The organism is Acinetobacter haemolyticus CIP 64.3 = MTCC 9819 (assembly GCF_000369065.1).
GTDB classification, from domain to species: domain Bacteria; phylum Pseudomonadota; class Gammaproteobacteria; order Pseudomonadales; family Moraxellaceae; genus Acinetobacter; species Acinetobacter haemolyticus.
The window spans coordinates 275,098-291,632 of the sequence record NZ_KB849804.1 but is presented as its reverse complement, the minus strand read 5'-3'; the positions used below and the strand labels follow the sequence as shown (position 1 = coordinate 291,632).

At 40.4% G+C, this 16,535-nt stretch carries 17 protein-coding genes and 1 pseudogene; 2 read left to right on the top strand and 16 right to left on the bottom strand.

The features are described from left to right. Positions 1 to 40: 40 nt before the first annotated feature. The 12 genes and pseudogenes from F927_RS11425 to F927_RS11370 all read right to left on the bottom strand — a co-directional run bounded on the left by F927_RS11425 (position 41) and on the right by F927_RS11370 (position 10,456). Positions 41 to 1,507, bottom strand: a complete 1,467-nt coding sequence (locus tag F927_RS11425; RefSeq protein WP_005084797.1) for an aldehyde dehydrogenase — start codon at positions 1,505 to 1,507, stop codon at positions 41 to 43. 11 nt (positions 1,508 to 1,518) lie between these two features. Then, positions 1,519 to 2,310 (bottom strand): aspartate dehydrogenase, encoded by a 792-nt coding sequence (locus F927_RS11420; protein ID WP_005084794.1) that lies wholly within the window; start codon positions 2,308 to 2,310, stop codon positions 1,519 to 1,521. A gap of 9 nt (positions 2,311 to 2,319) precedes the next feature. Beyond that, positions 2,320 to 3,114, bottom strand: coding sequence for an SDR family oxidoreductase (locus F927_RS11415; protein WP_005084791.1), 795 nt, complete (start codon positions 3,112 to 3,114; stop codon positions 2,320 to 2,322). Positions 3,115 to 3,133: 19 nt separating this feature from the next. Then, a complete protein-coding gene (locus F927_RS11410) occupies positions 3,134 to 3,949 on the bottom strand; it encodes an alpha/beta fold hydrolase (protein ID WP_026057327.1) in 816 nt (271 codons plus the stop codon). Between the two features lie 30 nt (positions 3,950 to 3,979). Continuing rightward, positions 3,980 to 4,502 (bottom strand): annotated as a pseudogene (locus tag F927_RS11405) (cupin domain-containing protein). A 33-nt stretch (positions 4,503 to 4,535) separates the two neighbouring features. After that, positions 4,536 to 5,759, bottom strand: coding sequence for an MFS transporter (locus F927_RS11400; RefSeq protein ID WP_005084782.1), 1,224 nt, complete (start codon positions 5,757 to 5,759; stop codon positions 4,536 to 4,538). A 41-nt stretch (positions 5,760 to 5,800) separates the two neighbouring features. After that, positions 5,801 to 7,012, bottom strand: a complete 1,212-nt coding sequence (locus F927_RS11395) for an NAD(P)/FAD-dependent oxidoreductase (RefSeq protein ID WP_005084780.1) — start codon at positions 7,010 to 7,012, stop codon at positions 5,801 to 5,803. Between the two features lie 26 nt (positions 7,013 to 7,038). Continuing rightward, positions 7,039 to 7,971, bottom strand: a complete 933-nt coding sequence (locus F927_RS11390) for a VOC family protein (protein WP_005084778.1) — start codon at positions 7,969 to 7,971, stop codon at positions 7,039 to 7,041. 12 nt (positions 7,972 to 7,983) lie between these two features. Then, positions 7,984 to 8,748, bottom strand: coding sequence for an SDR family oxidoreductase (locus F927_RS11385; RefSeq protein ID WP_005084776.1), 765 nt, complete (start codon positions 8,746 to 8,748; stop codon positions 7,984 to 7,986). Beyond that, positions 8,741 to 9,808, bottom strand: a complete 1,068-nt coding sequence (locus F927_RS11380; protein WP_005084774.1) for an aromatic ring-hydroxylating oxygenase subunit alpha — start codon at positions 9,806 to 9,808, stop codon at positions 8,741 to 8,743. The genes F927_RS11385 and F927_RS11380 overlap by 8 nt, the downstream gene beginning before the upstream one ends. A 17-nt stretch (positions 9,809 to 9,825) precedes the next feature. Continuing rightward, a complete protein-coding gene (locus F927_RS11375) occupies positions 9,826 to 10,125 on the bottom strand; it encodes a recombinase-like helix-turn-helix domain-containing protein (protein WP_004639801.1) in 300 nt (99 codons plus the stop codon). Between the two features lie 25 nt (positions 10,126 to 10,150). Further along, a complete protein-coding gene (locus F927_RS11370; protein WP_005084771.1) occupies positions 10,151 to 10,456 on the bottom strand; it encodes a non-heme iron oxygenase ferredoxin subunit in 306 nt (101 codons plus the stop codon). 266 nt (positions 10,457 to 10,722) lie between these two features. Between F927_RS11370 and F927_RS11365 the strand changes: the two genes are divergently transcribed. Then, positions 10,723 to 11,535, top strand: a complete 813-nt coding sequence (locus F927_RS11365; protein ID WP_005084768.1) for an IclR family transcriptional regulator — start codon at positions 10,723 to 10,725, stop codon at positions 11,533 to 11,535. A gap of 104 nt (positions 11,536 to 11,639) precedes the next feature. Here the strand turns inward: F927_RS11365 and dhbA are convergent, their stop codons facing one another. From dhbA to F927_RS11350, 3 genes are all read right to left on the bottom strand, one after another. After that, positions 11,640 to 12,386, bottom strand: coding sequence for a 2,3-dihydro-2,3-dihydroxybenzoate dehydrogenase (gene dhbA / locus F927_RS11360; protein WP_017394744.1), 747 nt, complete (start codon positions 12,384 to 12,386; stop codon positions 11,640 to 11,642). Between the two features lie 58 nt (positions 12,387 to 12,444). Continuing rightward, positions 12,445 to 13,617, bottom strand: a complete 1,173-nt coding sequence (locus F927_RS11355; RefSeq protein WP_005084764.1) for an isochorismate synthase — start codon at positions 13,615 to 13,617, stop codon at positions 12,445 to 12,447. 127 nt (positions 13,618 to 13,744) lie between these two features. After that, entirely contained in the window at positions 13,745 to 14,515 is a 771-nt protein-coding gene (locus F927_RS11350) for a 4'-phosphopantetheinyl transferase family protein (protein WP_005084761.1), read from the bottom strand. A gap of 143 nt (positions 14,516 to 14,658) precedes the next feature. On the opposite strand from F927_RS11350, the gene F927_RS11340 reads away from it, so the two are divergent. Then, a protein-coding gene (locus F927_RS11340) for an IS3 family transposase (RefSeq protein ID WP_100223926.1) occupies positions 14,659 to 15,824 on the top strand; the annotation gives its coding sequence in 2 pieces (ribosomal slippage) (positions 14,659 to 14,917 and positions 14,917 to 15,824; 1,167 coding nt in all). Between the two features lie 29 nt (positions 15,825 to 15,853). Here F927_RS11340 and F927_RS11335 read toward each other — a convergent pair. Further along, positions 15,854 to 16,516 (bottom strand): thioesterase II family protein, encoded by a 663-nt coding sequence (locus tag F927_RS11335; RefSeq protein WP_005084758.1) that lies wholly within the window; start codon positions 16,514 to 16,516, stop codon positions 15,854 to 15,856. Positions 16,517 to 16,535 lie beyond the last annotated feature (19 nt).

Sequence of the window (16,535 nt, the reverse complement as noted above, 5' to 3'; positions counted from 1 at the left end):
ACTGTATTCCTCAAAAATTTTATTTCATTCCATGAATTTATTAATCGCACCAAGGATTTGGCTGTTCGCTTAATCCCATATAAATGCTTTTTTGTTGCATATACGCCAAGATGCCTAAACGACCTTTTTCACGCCCAATTCCACTTTCTTTGAAACCACCAAAAGGGGCAGAAATCGAGAATTTTTTGTAGGTATTGATCCAGACTGTTCCCACTTCCAAAGCACGTGCAAGTTGCCAAGCTTTACGATAGTTTTCAGTCCAAATCCCTGCGGCTAAACCAAAACAACTGTCATTGGCTTGTGCAATCAAATCGGCTTCATCGTCATATTTCATCACCACCAACACAGGACCAAAGATTTCTTCCTGACAGGTTTGAGCTGAGTTGTCGAGGCCTGTGATAATGGTCGGTAAATAGAAACTACCTTTTGCCAATTCACCATCCGTCAATGCCTGACCACCAACCAAAACTTGACCACCTTCTTTTTTGGCTAACTGAACATAAGCATCGACTGAGCCTAAATGTTTCGGATTGATCAAAGAACCTAAATGCACACCTGCGGTTTCAGGATGTCCTACGCGCAAGCCTTTGGTAATTTCAACTAGACGTGTTAAGAATTGATCATAAATACTGCGATGCACAAATAAGCGTGATCCAGCAATACATGCCTGTCCTGCTGAACTAAAAATGCCATAAGCCACACCTTTTGCTGCAAGCTCAATATCAGCATCTTGCATCACAATCGTTGGTGATTTTCCGCCAAGTTCTAAAGACGTTGTAATCAACTTGTCAGCGGCAATATGTGCTAAATGACGACCTGTACTGGTTCCACCTGTAAATGAAATTTTGCGTACTAATGGGTGCTTTACGATTGCATCACCAATCACAGAACCACGTCCTACGAGCACACTCAATAAACCTTTAGGCAAACCAGCTTCTTCAAAGATTTTTGCTAATTCCAATGCGATTAAAGAAGTCACTTCTGCTGGTTTCAAAATGACTGCATTACCGCCAGCAAGCGCAGGTGCTAGCTTCTGTACTTCGCTGGCAATCGGTGAGTTCCACGGTGTAATCGCTGCCACAACACCCACAGGTTCATGCACACTCACGGTCATAAAGTCTGGCGCACGTTGTGTGGTTAATTCATCATTTAGTGTCTCGCAGGCTGCTGCCACATAACGCGCTGTTGCCGCTGCACTTAGAGTTAAAGCGCGCGTTTCAGCCAATGGTTTACCATTATCACGGGTTTGTAGCTTGGATAGCTCATCCACACGCGCTTCAATAATGTCAGCCACTTTATACAAAATCCGCGCACGTTCATGCGGTAGACTGTTACGCCAGTCCGCCTGACGCCATGCCAAATCAGCCTTTTCAATCGCTTCATTGACATCATCTAAACTCGCCGTTGAAATCTCAGCATTTACAGATTGATCTGCTGGAAACAGACTTTGAATCGTGTCGCCTCGACCTAATCGCCATTCACCAGCGATATAAATTTCCTTTACCATGATCAAATCCTTTAAATCTGAATTGCTTGAACACTATTGCGACAGGCACGAATCACACTGAGTGCAGCCAATGTCGAGGTTTTCGGGTTACTCGCCAAAGGCACACCGACCAATTCAATCGTCATTTCACCAAATACACCTTCTGCCACGATGGTGTGCTTGTTTTTATTGATGTTTGGGTCAACCGTCAGTTCCACCATGGTTTCATCCATTCCCAAACCTGCAAGCGCAATCGTCGCCGCAACATTGGCATTGGCTGGAAACTTCAATGCAGCTTCACGCGCTGTACCACGGAAAAAAACGGTTGCTTCACTCACCTGATCTAAATCAACCAATTGCTCTGCATAACTGCCACGCCAACTTCTTGGACTCTTGCATCCTTTGTATGTGACCTTTTCCAAGCCACCTTCTTTAGCCGCTGATATCCCATCAATTCCGGCAATCGCACCTGCCAAAAGATGTAAATGGGCATCATGCTGTTCAGCGGTATTTTTTAACTGGATCAGAAACTCGTTATCCGCCAAAGTCCCAACCGAGATCAAGCCGATAGTCCAACCCTTTTCCAATACTTTTTGCGCATGCTCTTTCACCGCAGCTTGGCCGGCAACTTCAATCACGTAATCAGGTGTGCCCTGACATTGATCAATCGAGCTAATCACTTGCACGTCAGGAGCAACTTGCGCTTGAACTTTTTCAACACTCCGTGCTGGTACCACAATCCATTTAAGTTGTAAGTCTTGCGGCATATGGGCATACACTTCTGCTGCCATCGCGCCAAAACCAATCATCATCAACTGTTTCATGTGCACACCTTATAAATGCTTATTAAATCCACCAGAGACATCGAGTGTTGAACCTGTGGTATAGGATGCTAAAGGCGATGCGAGAAAGACCAAGGCACGTGCTGGTTCTTCAGGCTTACCTAAACGTTGCATCGGGATACCACGATTTTTAGCAATATTGCCGGTCCACTGTTCCCACGTTGCATTTGGATCAGAACGCGTTTCAAAACGGCGTTTCCACTGTGCTGACTCCACCATACCCAGTAAAATGGAGTTCACGCGGACACCATATTGGGTAAATTCATGTGCCAGTGAATGCGTTAAATTTAATAACGCTGCACGTGCAGATGAGGTTGCAATCATGTGCGGTTCAGGTTGCAACGCTAACAATGAGTTCACATTGGTGATTGAGCCACATGCAGACTGTTTTAAATCATCTAAAAATGCACGAACGGGATGTAATACACTGAAATACTTCAGCTCAATCTCTTTCATCCAATCTTCATCTTGGGTATTTTCAAAATTTGACACACGACCTTGACCCGCGTTATTGATCAACATGTCAACATTGCCTAAGTTTTGCTTGACATCTTGTGCAAATCGTTTGACATCTTCTTTGTCCAAAACATTGCAGATACTGGTGTAAATATTGGCATGAGGATATTTCTCTAAAATATAAAGTTTTGATACCGCTAGACGCGCTTCATCTCGACCACACCACGCGACCTTTGCACCTTCTGCAACTAAAATTTCCACAGCAGCCAAACCAATGCCTGAGGAGCCACCTGTTACAACTGCTACTTTTCCTTCAACTTGGAAGCTCATATCCATATCTCTCGTTTAATTAATTTGCCGATAAAACAATGTCGTTAAACTGATCAGGTTGATCGACATAACTCAGATGACCTGCATCTGTAATGAGATGACATCGGCTCAATTGCATTTCCACAGCCAGCTCCATGATGGCTTGAGCAGGCGTGATTTCATCCTTGTCACCAGCAATCACCACACATGGAACTTTGATATCTGTTAAATAATTTCTAATCTCGTCATACGCCAACAAATACGATGCTCGCGTAAAACCGTCTAAAGTGAGCTGCCCCATCACTTCACCAACCAATGCCAGTGCTTGAGGGTCTTGTTTATAAATTAAATGTGGACCACGGCTTGCCGCCATCCCCGCATTGCCCAAACTTTTCAATAGATTTGGGCGTTTCTGATAAACCTGTGCTTTGGTGTCTTCATCCGATCGTTGATAACCCTGCGCTGCATTGGCAATGATTAAGGTTTCAACACGTTCAGGATATAGATGGGCAAAAGCACTTGCCTGTAATGCACCTAATGAATGACCTACAATGATGGCTTTAGAAATCGCCAATGCATCCATGATCGCCAGCACACGCTGAGCATAATCGGTTGCATTTGGCTGTTCCGTATTTAAACCCTCAGATAAGCCATAACCCGGTGCATCCCAAGCAATGACATGAAAGTGATGACTAAGGACATTAAGCTGATTGACCCATGATGCAGAACCAGAGCTGATACCATGTAAAAGAATCAGCGTTTGGCCTTGTCCAGCTTCGCGATAGGCTTGCAGCTGACCATCGATCTCAATGGTTTTCACTGGGTATTGGGCTAATGTGTCAATCAAAGTCATCACTTCATTCCTTTTTACAGTTAATCGCGTTGATTAACGTTTGATTTGAGACAATGGATGCTCAGGTGGATAGTTTGGAATAGTTGGTTTTCCAGCACCCAACATCACACACATCAAGGCATCTTCCTGACCAGGGTTAAACAAGCCACGATAAATACCTGGCGGAATTGAAATCAGATCACGCTCTTTCAATTTGGTTTGAAATTTTTCACCGTTATGCTCAATGAACAGATCAATCTCGCCACGTAACATGAAAAACACTTCTTCAACATCGTGATGGATATGCAAAGGACCTTCACATTGCGCAGGTAAAACCATGGTTGAAAAAGTAAAGTTTTCAGCTGGAACCGTGTTGCCATCATTGACTACACCTGTTGCCCCCTGTTCCCATATAACGCATTTGAGCACGACGATATTTCGGGTCATAATCTGCTTGGAATTTCAACGCATCGAAATCATATTTACGTGTTTCAAAACGTGCGATACGTGTGTTTAACCAATCTTCCAAACTAGCGCCTTCAGGCTGTTTCCATGATTCAAATTGTTGAGTAGACATGTTTAACTCCTAGATTTTTGATGAATAGTTTGATTAATAACGTTTCAATAAAGGAAGCAAGAAGAACGACCCAATCACGGCAACTGCTGCTAAGAAGGTAATTCCTAAATTAAAACTGTTTGTTTGCATCACGATGTAACCGATAAGAACTGGGGCAATTGCACTGGCAAAATTGCCCATTCCATTGAATATTCCACCTGCGGTTGCACCGACATCCGCCGTCGTCACTCGTGCAAGTAATGCAAAGACTGCGGCGACACCAAAACCCCACGCCATTGCACTGAAAGACATCGCCGCGATGACCAAAAATGGATTGGTCATAATCACCATGACGTACATGAAAATACCTGCCACCAATAAGCCACCAAAAACTTGGATCGCACGGCGTCCGGTCTTGTCAGATAAGAATGCGCCGATGATTTCACCAATAAGCATCGCAATGAATGGAAAACTTGAATAAATACCAAACTCTTTAAGATTGAAGCCTTTGTCTTGGATTAGATACGATGGAACCCAACTGTTTAATCCCCACAAATACGTCATCAAAGCGATATTGAAGATACATACCAACCAAAATGCACGGTTTTGTAATAAGACTTTGGTATTCAGAATATGACCTTTGAAATTGACACGTTTGCTGGTCGATTCCAATTCAATCGTTTTCTTCAGCTGTAGATCACGCAAACCAATTACTATCGCAACCAAAGCAACAAGTGTTAGTGCAGCCATGACAAAGAATGTGGTATGCCAATCATATTTTGCTAATACAGCAGCTGTGATCGGGAAGCCTAGAAAAGCACCAATCGGCGTGCCTAATAAAAACATCGTTGACGCACGTGCTTGCTGACGATCGGTATAGGTCTGTTTAACAATGGTATATGCGAGTGCAAACAATGGACCTTCAGCCAAACCCAGTAAAACGCGTAAAAACAACATTCCTGCATAACTGGTGGTAAAGCCCATGCACAGCATCAGCACACCCCAAGATGCAACACTCCAAAACAGCATTTTCTTTGGGTCGAAAATATCACCTAGGAAACTGAGAAATACAGATGAAAAACCGTAAGCCAGCAAGAAACTGGTCATCAACCATCCTAGCTTCGCTTTGTTCTCCGCAATCTCCATTGCACCTTGGAAATGTGGATCAGCAAATAAAACCGCAATACTAATCTTGTCAAAAAATGCGAGTACAACACACACCATCAGGACAAAAGCAGGCACCCAATGCTTAAATCCACTTTTTTCTTCATTACTCATACTTCATTCCTTCGATTGAGTCATGAACCGGAATTTAATGTTTATGGTTTTAATTTCATGACATTAAATTCTGGGTCTGCTAATAGTTTTGGGTCTAATACGGTATTGGACTGCATCCAACGTTTTGCCAATTTGACCAATTTTGAGTCATTGATTGCGATCATATTGATTAAACAATTTTGATCATCCAGATACAGATAACTACATTGATCATCCGTACTTCTACGTACCACTGTCTGCTTGGTTCTTTCTGGTTGATAAGTCCCTAATATCTGAATATTGAAGTGATATTGATCCGACCATAACCATGGAATATCGGTATATTCTGTTTCTATGCCCAGCATCGATTTAGCTGCTGCAATCGCCTGGTTCTGCGCATTTGCCCATGACTGAATGCAATAACCTAAACTTGGATGAATCGCTACATCACCTGCAGCATAAATATCCTGATCAGAGGTTTGACCAAAACAATTCACCACGATACCGTCTTTGACATCCAAGCCAGCATTGACACCCAGCTCTTTTGCAATATCAGCACCAGCACCAACCACCACACAATCAAATAGTTCACTCGTATTGGGATGATTTACCACTTCAACTTTGTGATTGCCTGCTTCGATCAAATGTAAGTTTTTACTATTTAAATGAATTTTGGTACCTTGTTGTTCATGTATTGCTTTTAAGAATTCTGATACATCTGGGCTAACGCTCCGAGCACAAAGGCGATCTCCATATTCAAAAATATGAACCTCTTTGCCCTGTTTACGAGCAGTCGCTGCAATTTCTAAACCGATCCAACCACCACCAACAACTGCCAACTTTTGAGCATGTTGTAAAATTTCTGCAAGGCGTTCACAGTCTTGTACATTGCGAAGCGTGACAACATTTGGAATAAACTGCCATGTGTTAACTGGCACACGAGCACGACTTCCCGTTGCAATCAATAACTTGTCATAAGGCAATATTTGGCCACTTTCTAAAACCACTTGCTTCTGCTGACGGTCGACTTGGGTTGCCACATCAGGCTTATGCCATTGAATATTAAATTCTTGCACCTGCTCTGTTGAAAACAAATTTAAGCTTTCATAACTCGCCTCTTTCGAAAGTACTTGTTTTGAAAGTGGCGGACGTTCGTAAAACACCTGATCCTCATTGGAAACCACATGGATTTCACCTAAGAAACCATTTTGACGCAGCGTACTAACAGCCCAACCTGCGGCTTGTCCCGCCCCAACGATCACGATTCTTTCCATAGTATTTCTCCCTGCTTCATCGCGTTTTATGCAGGTTTAACCTGACGGCGGGTATGGTCATCTAAACCACCCTCGATCGCCCATTCAGTGAATAGTTCCAAGCGATGCTCTTCAACACGAGGCTGCCATTCTTCAGTCAAATAATCATCATTGGTGTAATACTCAAATGCACCACCCAATGGTGAATTGACATACCAGAAATAAGCCGAAGAAATTGGATGCCGACCAGGACCGATAAAAGTTGACCACTCAGAACGGTTCATATTCAAACCGCCACCAATCACTTCGTGAATATCACGAACCACAAAAGCAACATGGTTTAGACCAGCAGGTTTATTTGGAATCGACAATAGAAACAAGTCATGGTGAAAACCCTTGCCACGACAGCGTAAGAATGCACCACGTTTACGATAGGCATCAGATAGATAGAAACCTAGTTTTTCAATATAGAATTTCTCAGTTTTTTCTAAATCTGGAGTAAAGAACACCACATGACCAATCGCCACAGGTTGACCTTTCTCGTATACAGGACTAGCAGCATTAATACGATTTACACTGCCATATTGATTGATCCCTTCAGTTCTTAGTGCAGGTAACTCATGCGTGAAACTTTGTTGAAAACGAATCGTCATTCCATTTGGATCTATACATTGCACCAGATCAGTGGTGGCTTGGTATCCATCCACATCAGCCAAACGATCTGCTAAATCTGCTAAATCTTGTTCGGCGTCATCAAGCCCCCACGTCACTTCACGTAAGGTAGAGCCTGATTCAATGGCCTGAGGTAGACGTGTATCATCACAATCAAACAAATAAATCTTGCTACCATTTTGGGTTTGATAAAGATCAGTACCTTCAATATCTGAACTTCTCTGAGTTAATCCAAAGTCTGCCAAAAACTTATTGGAAGCAGCCCTGTCCTCAACACCAAACTTTAAAATCTCAATCCCTGTAATCATGAGATAAACTCCTTAATTAAAGACAAAACCGCCATTCACTGGAATATTTTGACCTGTCACAAATGAAGACAAATCCGACAGTAAATACAGTGCTGTTCCGTTTAAATCCTGTGGTAGTTGCTGACGCTGAATCGCACGACCATTCACATATAAATCATGACGTTCTTGCGGTACATATTCAGTCGCCTCTACCAGTGTTAAACCCGGTGAAAGCGTATTGATACAAATATTGAATTGCCCAAGCTCTCTCGCCATCGAGCGTGTCATGGCAACCAATGCACCTTTACTCGCAACATAAGCCATCAGATTCGGTGCGCCCCACAAAGCCGTATCCGAAGCGACATTAATCACTTTTCCAGCATCCGCCTGTTTGAGATATGGAACACATTCCTTAGTCACCAACCATGTACCTTTGACATTAATGTTCATGACCCGATCCCAAAGATCAGCGTCATAATCCATTAAACTTTTACCGCCAACATTGGTTGCTAGAGCAGCACAATTGACTAAACCGTCTACTCCACCTAAATATTCAACAGCCTGTTCTACAGCCTGCTGAATTGAAACAGCATCAGACAAATCAATTTTTACAGCCTCAACTTTTAAACCTCGTTGTTGAAGTTCAATCGCTTCTTTCTGAACAAGTTCATCTAAAATATCCGCCATGACAACTTGAGCACCTGCCTCAGCAATTGCTTGTGCAAAGTCACGTCCCAAGCCTCTTGCCGCGCCTGTGACAAGGACTTTTTTGCCTTGTAACAATGCAACATTAGCCATGCGCTTCTTCCTGCATTTCAATACGGTTTGAGGTATTCAAAGCTGCAATTTTCTTTAACTGCTTTTCTGCTTCTTTTTTCATTAAACGGCGTAAACGAGATAAACCGACATCATGCTGGTAGAGAAATTCTTGTTGACGTGCATTCGGTGCAAGGTTTTCTAAAATAATGCGATCTTGTTCCAATACATCCCAATGCAATTTTTCTAAATGATTGCGGTAAAGGAAGCGCCACACATTACGTTGCCAACCACTAACTTTACGACAACGCCAGAAGAATACACGGGTATTGTTAGCATCAATTGGTGTTGCATAGCCCACGATCCAGAACTCACCACCCGGCCCAAAATCTTTGCGATAAGGAATCGAGAGACGTAACCAGCTTGCACCTGTATTGGCATATTCAACCCAGTCGAAATTCACACCAATTTGACCTTCTTTCTCAAAAACAAAACCATGTTCAGTTGAACGGTGCTTCATTTCTGCAGTGCGGTCCCCTTCAGCCATTGAGTGCGAAGTACAATGCAAATAGCTACCATGCATTGGGTCCATGACATTATCAATCGCATATTGATGATTCACTTTCCAATCTGCTTGGCAAAGAAATGCACTCCAATCTTCACTCGCAAGTTGTTCAGGAAAATCGAGTGCTTTCGGTTCTTCATTTGGGTCGATCCCAAACCAAAGGAAAATTGCACCATGTGCTTCGATCACTGGATAGCTTTTAATACATTTTGTGCCTTTCATTGGACATTCATGTACCGCTGGTACATCTTCAACCACACCGTCATGGCGAACCTCAACACCGTGATACCAACAAGCCACACGATTTCCAAGATTCCAACCTAAAGAAAGACGTGCACCACGATGTGGACAACGATCTTCTAAAGCATGAACTTGACCTTGGTCATCACGCCAAACCACAATATTATCGCCCAAACGAGTGATACCCACTGGATTTGCGGCGACTTCCCAGCTTGCAAGCACTGGATGCCATTGATCACGTAAACCTAAATCTAAATATTCTTCGACACTCGGCGTAGCTGATACTGCTGCGTTCATAATCGTTCTTCCTTGAATCAATAACCTAAACGTTGCATTTCTTCTGAAAAACTTTCAGAAGTCCAAAGCTCACCAGACTCACAACGGAAACCTTGCTGATTTAAAGTCTGTACGAGATCATTCAGCTCAGTTACACCCGCTGAAAATGCTTTGATTAAATGTTGTACAAAGTCTTGCTCATAAACCGTTGGTTCTTTATAACGAGTTTGCCAAATTAATAATTCTGGCTGCCCTGGAACTTGGATATTGTTAATTCCTGCTTCGGTTGCTGGCACTGCATGGATCCAGTTAGCTAGCTTCTCATTAAATGTTTTCACGCGATTCCTTCCTTCTCATTAAGACCTAGAGTTGAATTTGAACTTCTTGCCCTTCAACACGTACAGGATAAGTGCATAGATCACGACATCCTGGTCCACTCTTTAGCTCACCTGTTTGAATATCAAAAATCGCCTCATGCAAAGGACATTCAACGGTCTGATCTTCAATAAAGCCTTCTGTTAATAATGCGTAGGCATGTGGGCAAACATTCTCGATGGCAAAATATTTTTCGTCGATGAAAAATACGCCAATTTTCTTACCGTCAACTTCTATGGCTTTTGGCTCGTCTTCGGTTACGTCATCTTGCTGACAAACTGAGATCCAACTCATCCTTGCATCCTCATTTGTTTTATATATAAAACATTATTTGATATAACAAACTTTAATTAAGAATACTCCTATGCTTATTTTTTTGTCAAACTATATATATTGTTTAAAATCATATGTTTGATATTTATTACACATTATTTTACGTTTTACTTAAAAAATTTTGTTTTATATATAAAACTATCTTTTGGCTCTGGTTTGCAGTTAGAATAGAACTCTAAGAAAATTAAATTTTTATTATTTGCGTTTTTTGTAGGAAAATTAAGCTGATGAACCCAACGATAGAAACAGACTCTCAAGAATCTGAACTCACAAAAAATGATGATCGCTATTTAGTACCCGGTTTGGTACGTGGTTTGGCAATTTTACAAGCCTTTAACCAGCAAACCCAAGAAATGACCATCACGGAAATTGCCGAAATATTAGACGTAAATCGTTCTAGCGCATTCCGTCTGATTTACACCTTAGAATCATGTGGCTTCCTCAGAAAAGCGTCTCAAAAAACCTATGCGCTTGATTCAAAAGTGATGGAGCTTGGTTTTAATAGCTTGTCGAAACAATCGCTCTTAGATCTAGCCACCCCTTTGATGAAAGAACTGCGCGATCAAACCAAACTTGCAGTACATTTATCTATTTTAGAGGGTACACATATTGTCTTTATCAATAATGTGCAATCCAATGGAACTTTTACCAGCAATATTGGTTTAGGAACGCGCTGGCCTGCGCACGCCACAGTGATTGGGCAAATGATGCTCGCTGACTTAAGTGAAAGTGAAATTCGTGAGCGATATAAACACTTTAATCAATGGGATACGTTTTCTGAATTAACACCGAAAAATATGAAAGAACTGCTTCAAAGACTAGGCTTTGTAAAAACACAACGATCAATGGTCAGTTGGGGACATTTCAATCATGATATGGCTGCTTGTGCTGCGCCTATTTTTAAACAATCGACTGGAAAAATGACCGCTGTTTTATCTGTCAGTTGTCCATTAGGCACCTATGATGAGCATTACTTTAAAAATGAAATTGCAGATTTGGTCATTCAGATGGCAGATAAAATTTCTAAGTTTATTTATTAACGCAATATAGAGTTAAAACAGTTGTGATTTTTCTACAACATCAAAAAAATCTCTCAACCATCGATAAGATAGTTGAGAGATTGAATGGAAAAGCTACTATAAAATCAACTGCCCAATGTTGCTCCACCATCAATGACCAAATCGTGCATTGTAATATGCGTTGATTGTTCACCAATAAAAAACAGAACTGCATTGGCAATATCACTCACTTTCGCAATTTTCTTTAACGGTATCCCCACCTTAAACTGCGAAAGATTACCCAGAATTGTATTCTGTTCACCCTGAGCATTTTCCCATAATTGATATTGCATAGCCGTCGCTGTTGAACCTGGGGAAATAATATTAACGCGTACACCATACTGAGCGAGCTCAAGTGCCACTGTTTTGGTGAAATATGTGAGTGCCGATTTTGATGCGCCATATGCGGACATATTCATGCGGGGTACTTTTGTTGAGTTAGAGGAGATGATGACTACATTTCCCATCTTTTTCTTTTTAAAATATGGGCTTAAATGGCGAAAAAAATGAAATGGTGAAAACAGATTGACCTCGAATGTTTCTCTCCATTGTGCAAACGAAATTTCATCATGTTCACCTAAATGTAAAACCCCAGCGATATGGATAAAATAGTCTGGAGGACTCTCTAACAATAAGGTGCGACAGAGTTTAGCGATTTGCTGTTCATCACGTATATCACAAACATGTATCATTTCCTTAAAATGCTCAGGGACTTGATCTTTTGCTTTATCTATACCGACCACCTGTATATTTTCAGCATATAAACGCTGCATGACTTCTAGTCCAATTCCTTGGTTTACTCCAACAACCCATGCAATCTTTTTCTCAGTCATATTCACAATCAAATTCTCATTATAAATTTTATACCCAGCGTGTACTGATCAGAACTCATCATCCAACAGCACTGTTTGCATTAAAAATATTTAACATCGTTTGCATTTTTGCTTCGGTTTCAAACCATTCTTCTTCAGCATCAGATCCCTTAACAATTCCTGCACCTGCATACACGCGCATTTTATTTTCACTGAGCAAACCACAACGAATAGTAACAACCCACTCTCCGTTACCATCTGCATCCATCCATCCCACCAAACCTGTGTAATAATGCCGATCATAACCTTCATGATCTAAGATAAATTGCTTAGCTACATCTGTGGGCGAACCGCATACTGCAGGTGTCGGATGCAACTCCAATGCAAGATTGAGTGCATTGGGTGCTTGTCTTTTGAGAACACCTTGAAACTCAGATGATAAATGCAACATGGTTGAGGTTTCTAAGATATCGGGAAATTCAGAAACTTTAAGCTCAACACAGTAACTCACTAGATTTTTAAGTATGTTTTCGACCACGATTCGATGCTCATTCTGATCCTTTTCCGAATGATGTAATTCTTGTTTACTGCACAAATCTTTTTCTGAAATATTGGATTTAGGTCTGGATCCTGCCAAAGGGTTACTACTTACAATGCGATCCTGTTTCGATAAAAGTAATTCTGGGCTGGCACCTAAAATATAATGATTATGCTCTACGGGGATCACAAAATTATAGGCATTTGGATTTTGTTTTAATAACGAACTTAACAAATTTTCAGGTTTTTGCTGATGATCAAATTCATACTCAACAGCTTGAGAAAGAACTACTTTTTCAACCTTTTTTGCCTCAAAAGCATTTAAAGCGAGCTGCACTGCTCCTTCAAATTTTTGACGTTGAATTAATAGTGATTTATTTACAACTTCAACTTGATCACGATCTCGCAACGGATGAAAATCCGATGTTTTCTGTGGCTTTTTTTGATAATCAGCGTAAAAATTCAGGCTACTTTTCTTTGTAATATCAAAAGGGATTGCGCCGATCAGAATCGGATTGCGACTACCCTGTTTTTTCATCTCATCAAAACACTTGGCAATTTCATCATTAAACAATGTGATATTTGCAGCAGGTGTATTGATTGTCTTAACAAAGTCTTTCACCGTTAAATGATAATTTTTCGTAGAAAAACATGAAAATTTATGTTGATCATTGTTCTCTAAGTTTTGCTCTGCGGATGTTGTAGTTTGCATCATGTTTAAGTTGCCTCTCGCATTGATATTTTCAAGCGGATTTAGTGTTGCTTCTTCTAAATATAGGAAATGTATAAGTGCTTAAACACATTAATATAAATGATTATCATTATCAATAATGTGTGATGTTTTAAATGCAAGAAATTGTAATTATCTCGTTATCTGTATCGAAAAAATGAACTTTGGTAACTATGGTATTCTTCAGTGAGGAACCGAGATGAATACGAAACCAGATAAAATCATCTACTATCCCATCAAAACGAATTGATTTAAAATCAATTATTTGCTTATATTTAATATAAAAGGCTTTGATCACACTTTCTTTTGCAGAAAATACGAGCAAATATAAATCAGGTTTTTTAAAGCCTGTATTTGCAAGTGCTGCTTGCTCATCTTCACTTAGAAAAACATGGTAAATTTCATCATTCTGTTGAAACAATGTTTGGCACTTTTTCGATTCTATGTCGATCCCAAATGTCTTATCAGCACAATTATGATTTTGAGCATATGCAATAGCACAACATAAACGCTGATGACTGACATGACTAATACTTCCAATAACAGCGTCAGGCCATATTGGTTCACCTTGGTGACCTTGGTGAATAATATAATCCTGCAAATTCAAATCATGTAAGGCATATTTCGCAGCCAGACGTCCCGTAAAAAACTCTAACTGTCGAATTAACCCTGCATTCTTTATATTAAGAGGAAAAAAAATATTAAAATGCTGATAAAGATCATCAAGCTGAGCTAGCGTTGTTAATGGCTCAACTTGAATATTATGTATTTCTAATCCGAAGCACGTTATTTTTTCATGTTGAATATTGAAATGACCCAAAGATTGTATGGACTGTGTATTCCAATCTGTTATGTCAGAAATTGCGTGCATATCAAGCAACATTCAACGTCAGTTTTTCTACTGTTTGTGAAATTTTTTTAAGCATTTTTATTCGTGTCTCGGGATCTAAAAAATAAAAATGATGTGTGCTTAAAAAACAGGAGGGTTTAACTTGGTAAACTATACATACTCATTAGGAGTTTACCATGAGCAAGAAACAGAAGACTTACACCGCAGAATTTAAAGCTGAAGCCATAAAAGCCATTGAAGAGAACCAAGGTAATGTATCGGAATCCGCTAGACAACTTGGCATTTCAATGCAAACCCTTTCGAACTGGAATAACAAAGCAAAGGCTGGAACTTTAGCAGGCACAAAACAGTATTCGCCCGATCTAAACGCCTTACTCGAAGAAAATAAGAAGCTTAAACAACAGCTCAAAACAGCTGAAATGGAACGTGAATTTTTAAAAAAGGCAGCAGCGTACTTTGCCAAAGAAAGTCAGTGAGGTACGCCTATATGAAATCGCAAAGCCACTTATTTCCGATTATTTTAATGGCTCGATTACTTCGTGTATCCGTTTCTCGCTTTTATGATTGGCTAAAGCGAGGCATGAGTAAAAGATCAATTCAGCGAAATCAGCAGACAATTTTGGTCAAAATAGCCCATGAAGAAACCAAACAAAGCTATGGCTATGTTCGATTAACCAAGCATTTACAAGCGCAAAGTATCAAAATAAGTATGTATGCTGTGCGCCAAATAAAAAAATCAAATCAGTTGTATTGTAAGCGCCATAAGCGTTTCAAAAGAACCACGGACAGTGATCACAACCGTTCTATTTATGACAATTTACTCAAGCAACAGTTTTCAATGACGAAGCCTAATCTTGCGTGGTCGAGTGACATTACCTACATTTGGACGGCTGAGGGCTGGTTGTACTTGGCAGCTGTCAAAGATCTTTACACGAAACAGGTTGTTGGCTATAGCTTAAATGAGCGCATGACAGCCAAGCTTGTTTGTGATGCATTGAATATGGCTATTCGCAATCAGAAACCTGCTAAAGATCTCATTGTACATTCAGACAGAGGCAGCCAATATTGCAGTAATGAATATCGAAACTTACTTGAGAAATTTGATTTTCAGGGTTCAATGAGCAAAAAAGGCGACTGCTTCGATAATGCACCGATAGAGAGTTTCTGGGGCATACTCAAAAATGAACTAGTCCATCATCGCAACTACAAAACAAGGGAAGAAGCCAAAGCGGATATTACAAAATATATAGAGTTATTTTATAATCAGCGAAGAATTCAAAAAGGCTTGGATTTTAAGACACCAAATCAAATGGCAGAAGACTTTTATCGGTTAGCTGCCTAGAATCTCCCAAGTGAAAGTCTCCTGCTAATTCAGCACACATCAAAATGATCTCCGTCCAACTCAACACTACCTAACCAATTGTCTGTGTGTTGCTGCCATGCATCCATCATTATTTTGTTTGGAATATCAGGATCATCTTTACCATAAAATGCGATGACAGGAACCTTCGTTTTACTCAGTTTTTCACCCAACAATTGACTACTTAGATAAAAATCATTACGAATAATTCTGAGGAAAAAAGTCAATGCCTCAGGATTATTTAGGATTTCATCGGGGAAATTATTATATCGCTTCAATTCATTTATAATTTCTTTATCCGTCAACGCATGCTTATAGCGCATATGTTGGATATAACTATGTTCTGGACGACCACTGATTGCAATCAATTTCAACTGATCAATCACTGGTTTTTCATTCAGATAATTGAGTACTTTCCAGATCAAACCGCCTCCCACACTATGTCCAAATAAAATAAACGCTGTTTCGGGGTAAGCTTGTATTTCATTGGCAATTTGCATCGCCAATAGATCAGGATCATCCATCAAGGGTTCATTTATTTTTAGTCCATGACCCGAATATTCAATAGGAATAATACGAATATTGTCAGATATCTGCTTCTTCCATGGATAATAAATACTCGCACTACTCCCTGCAGGCGGTAAGCAGAACATATTATATTGATCTTTATTCATTTTAATGATCCTACAGCCC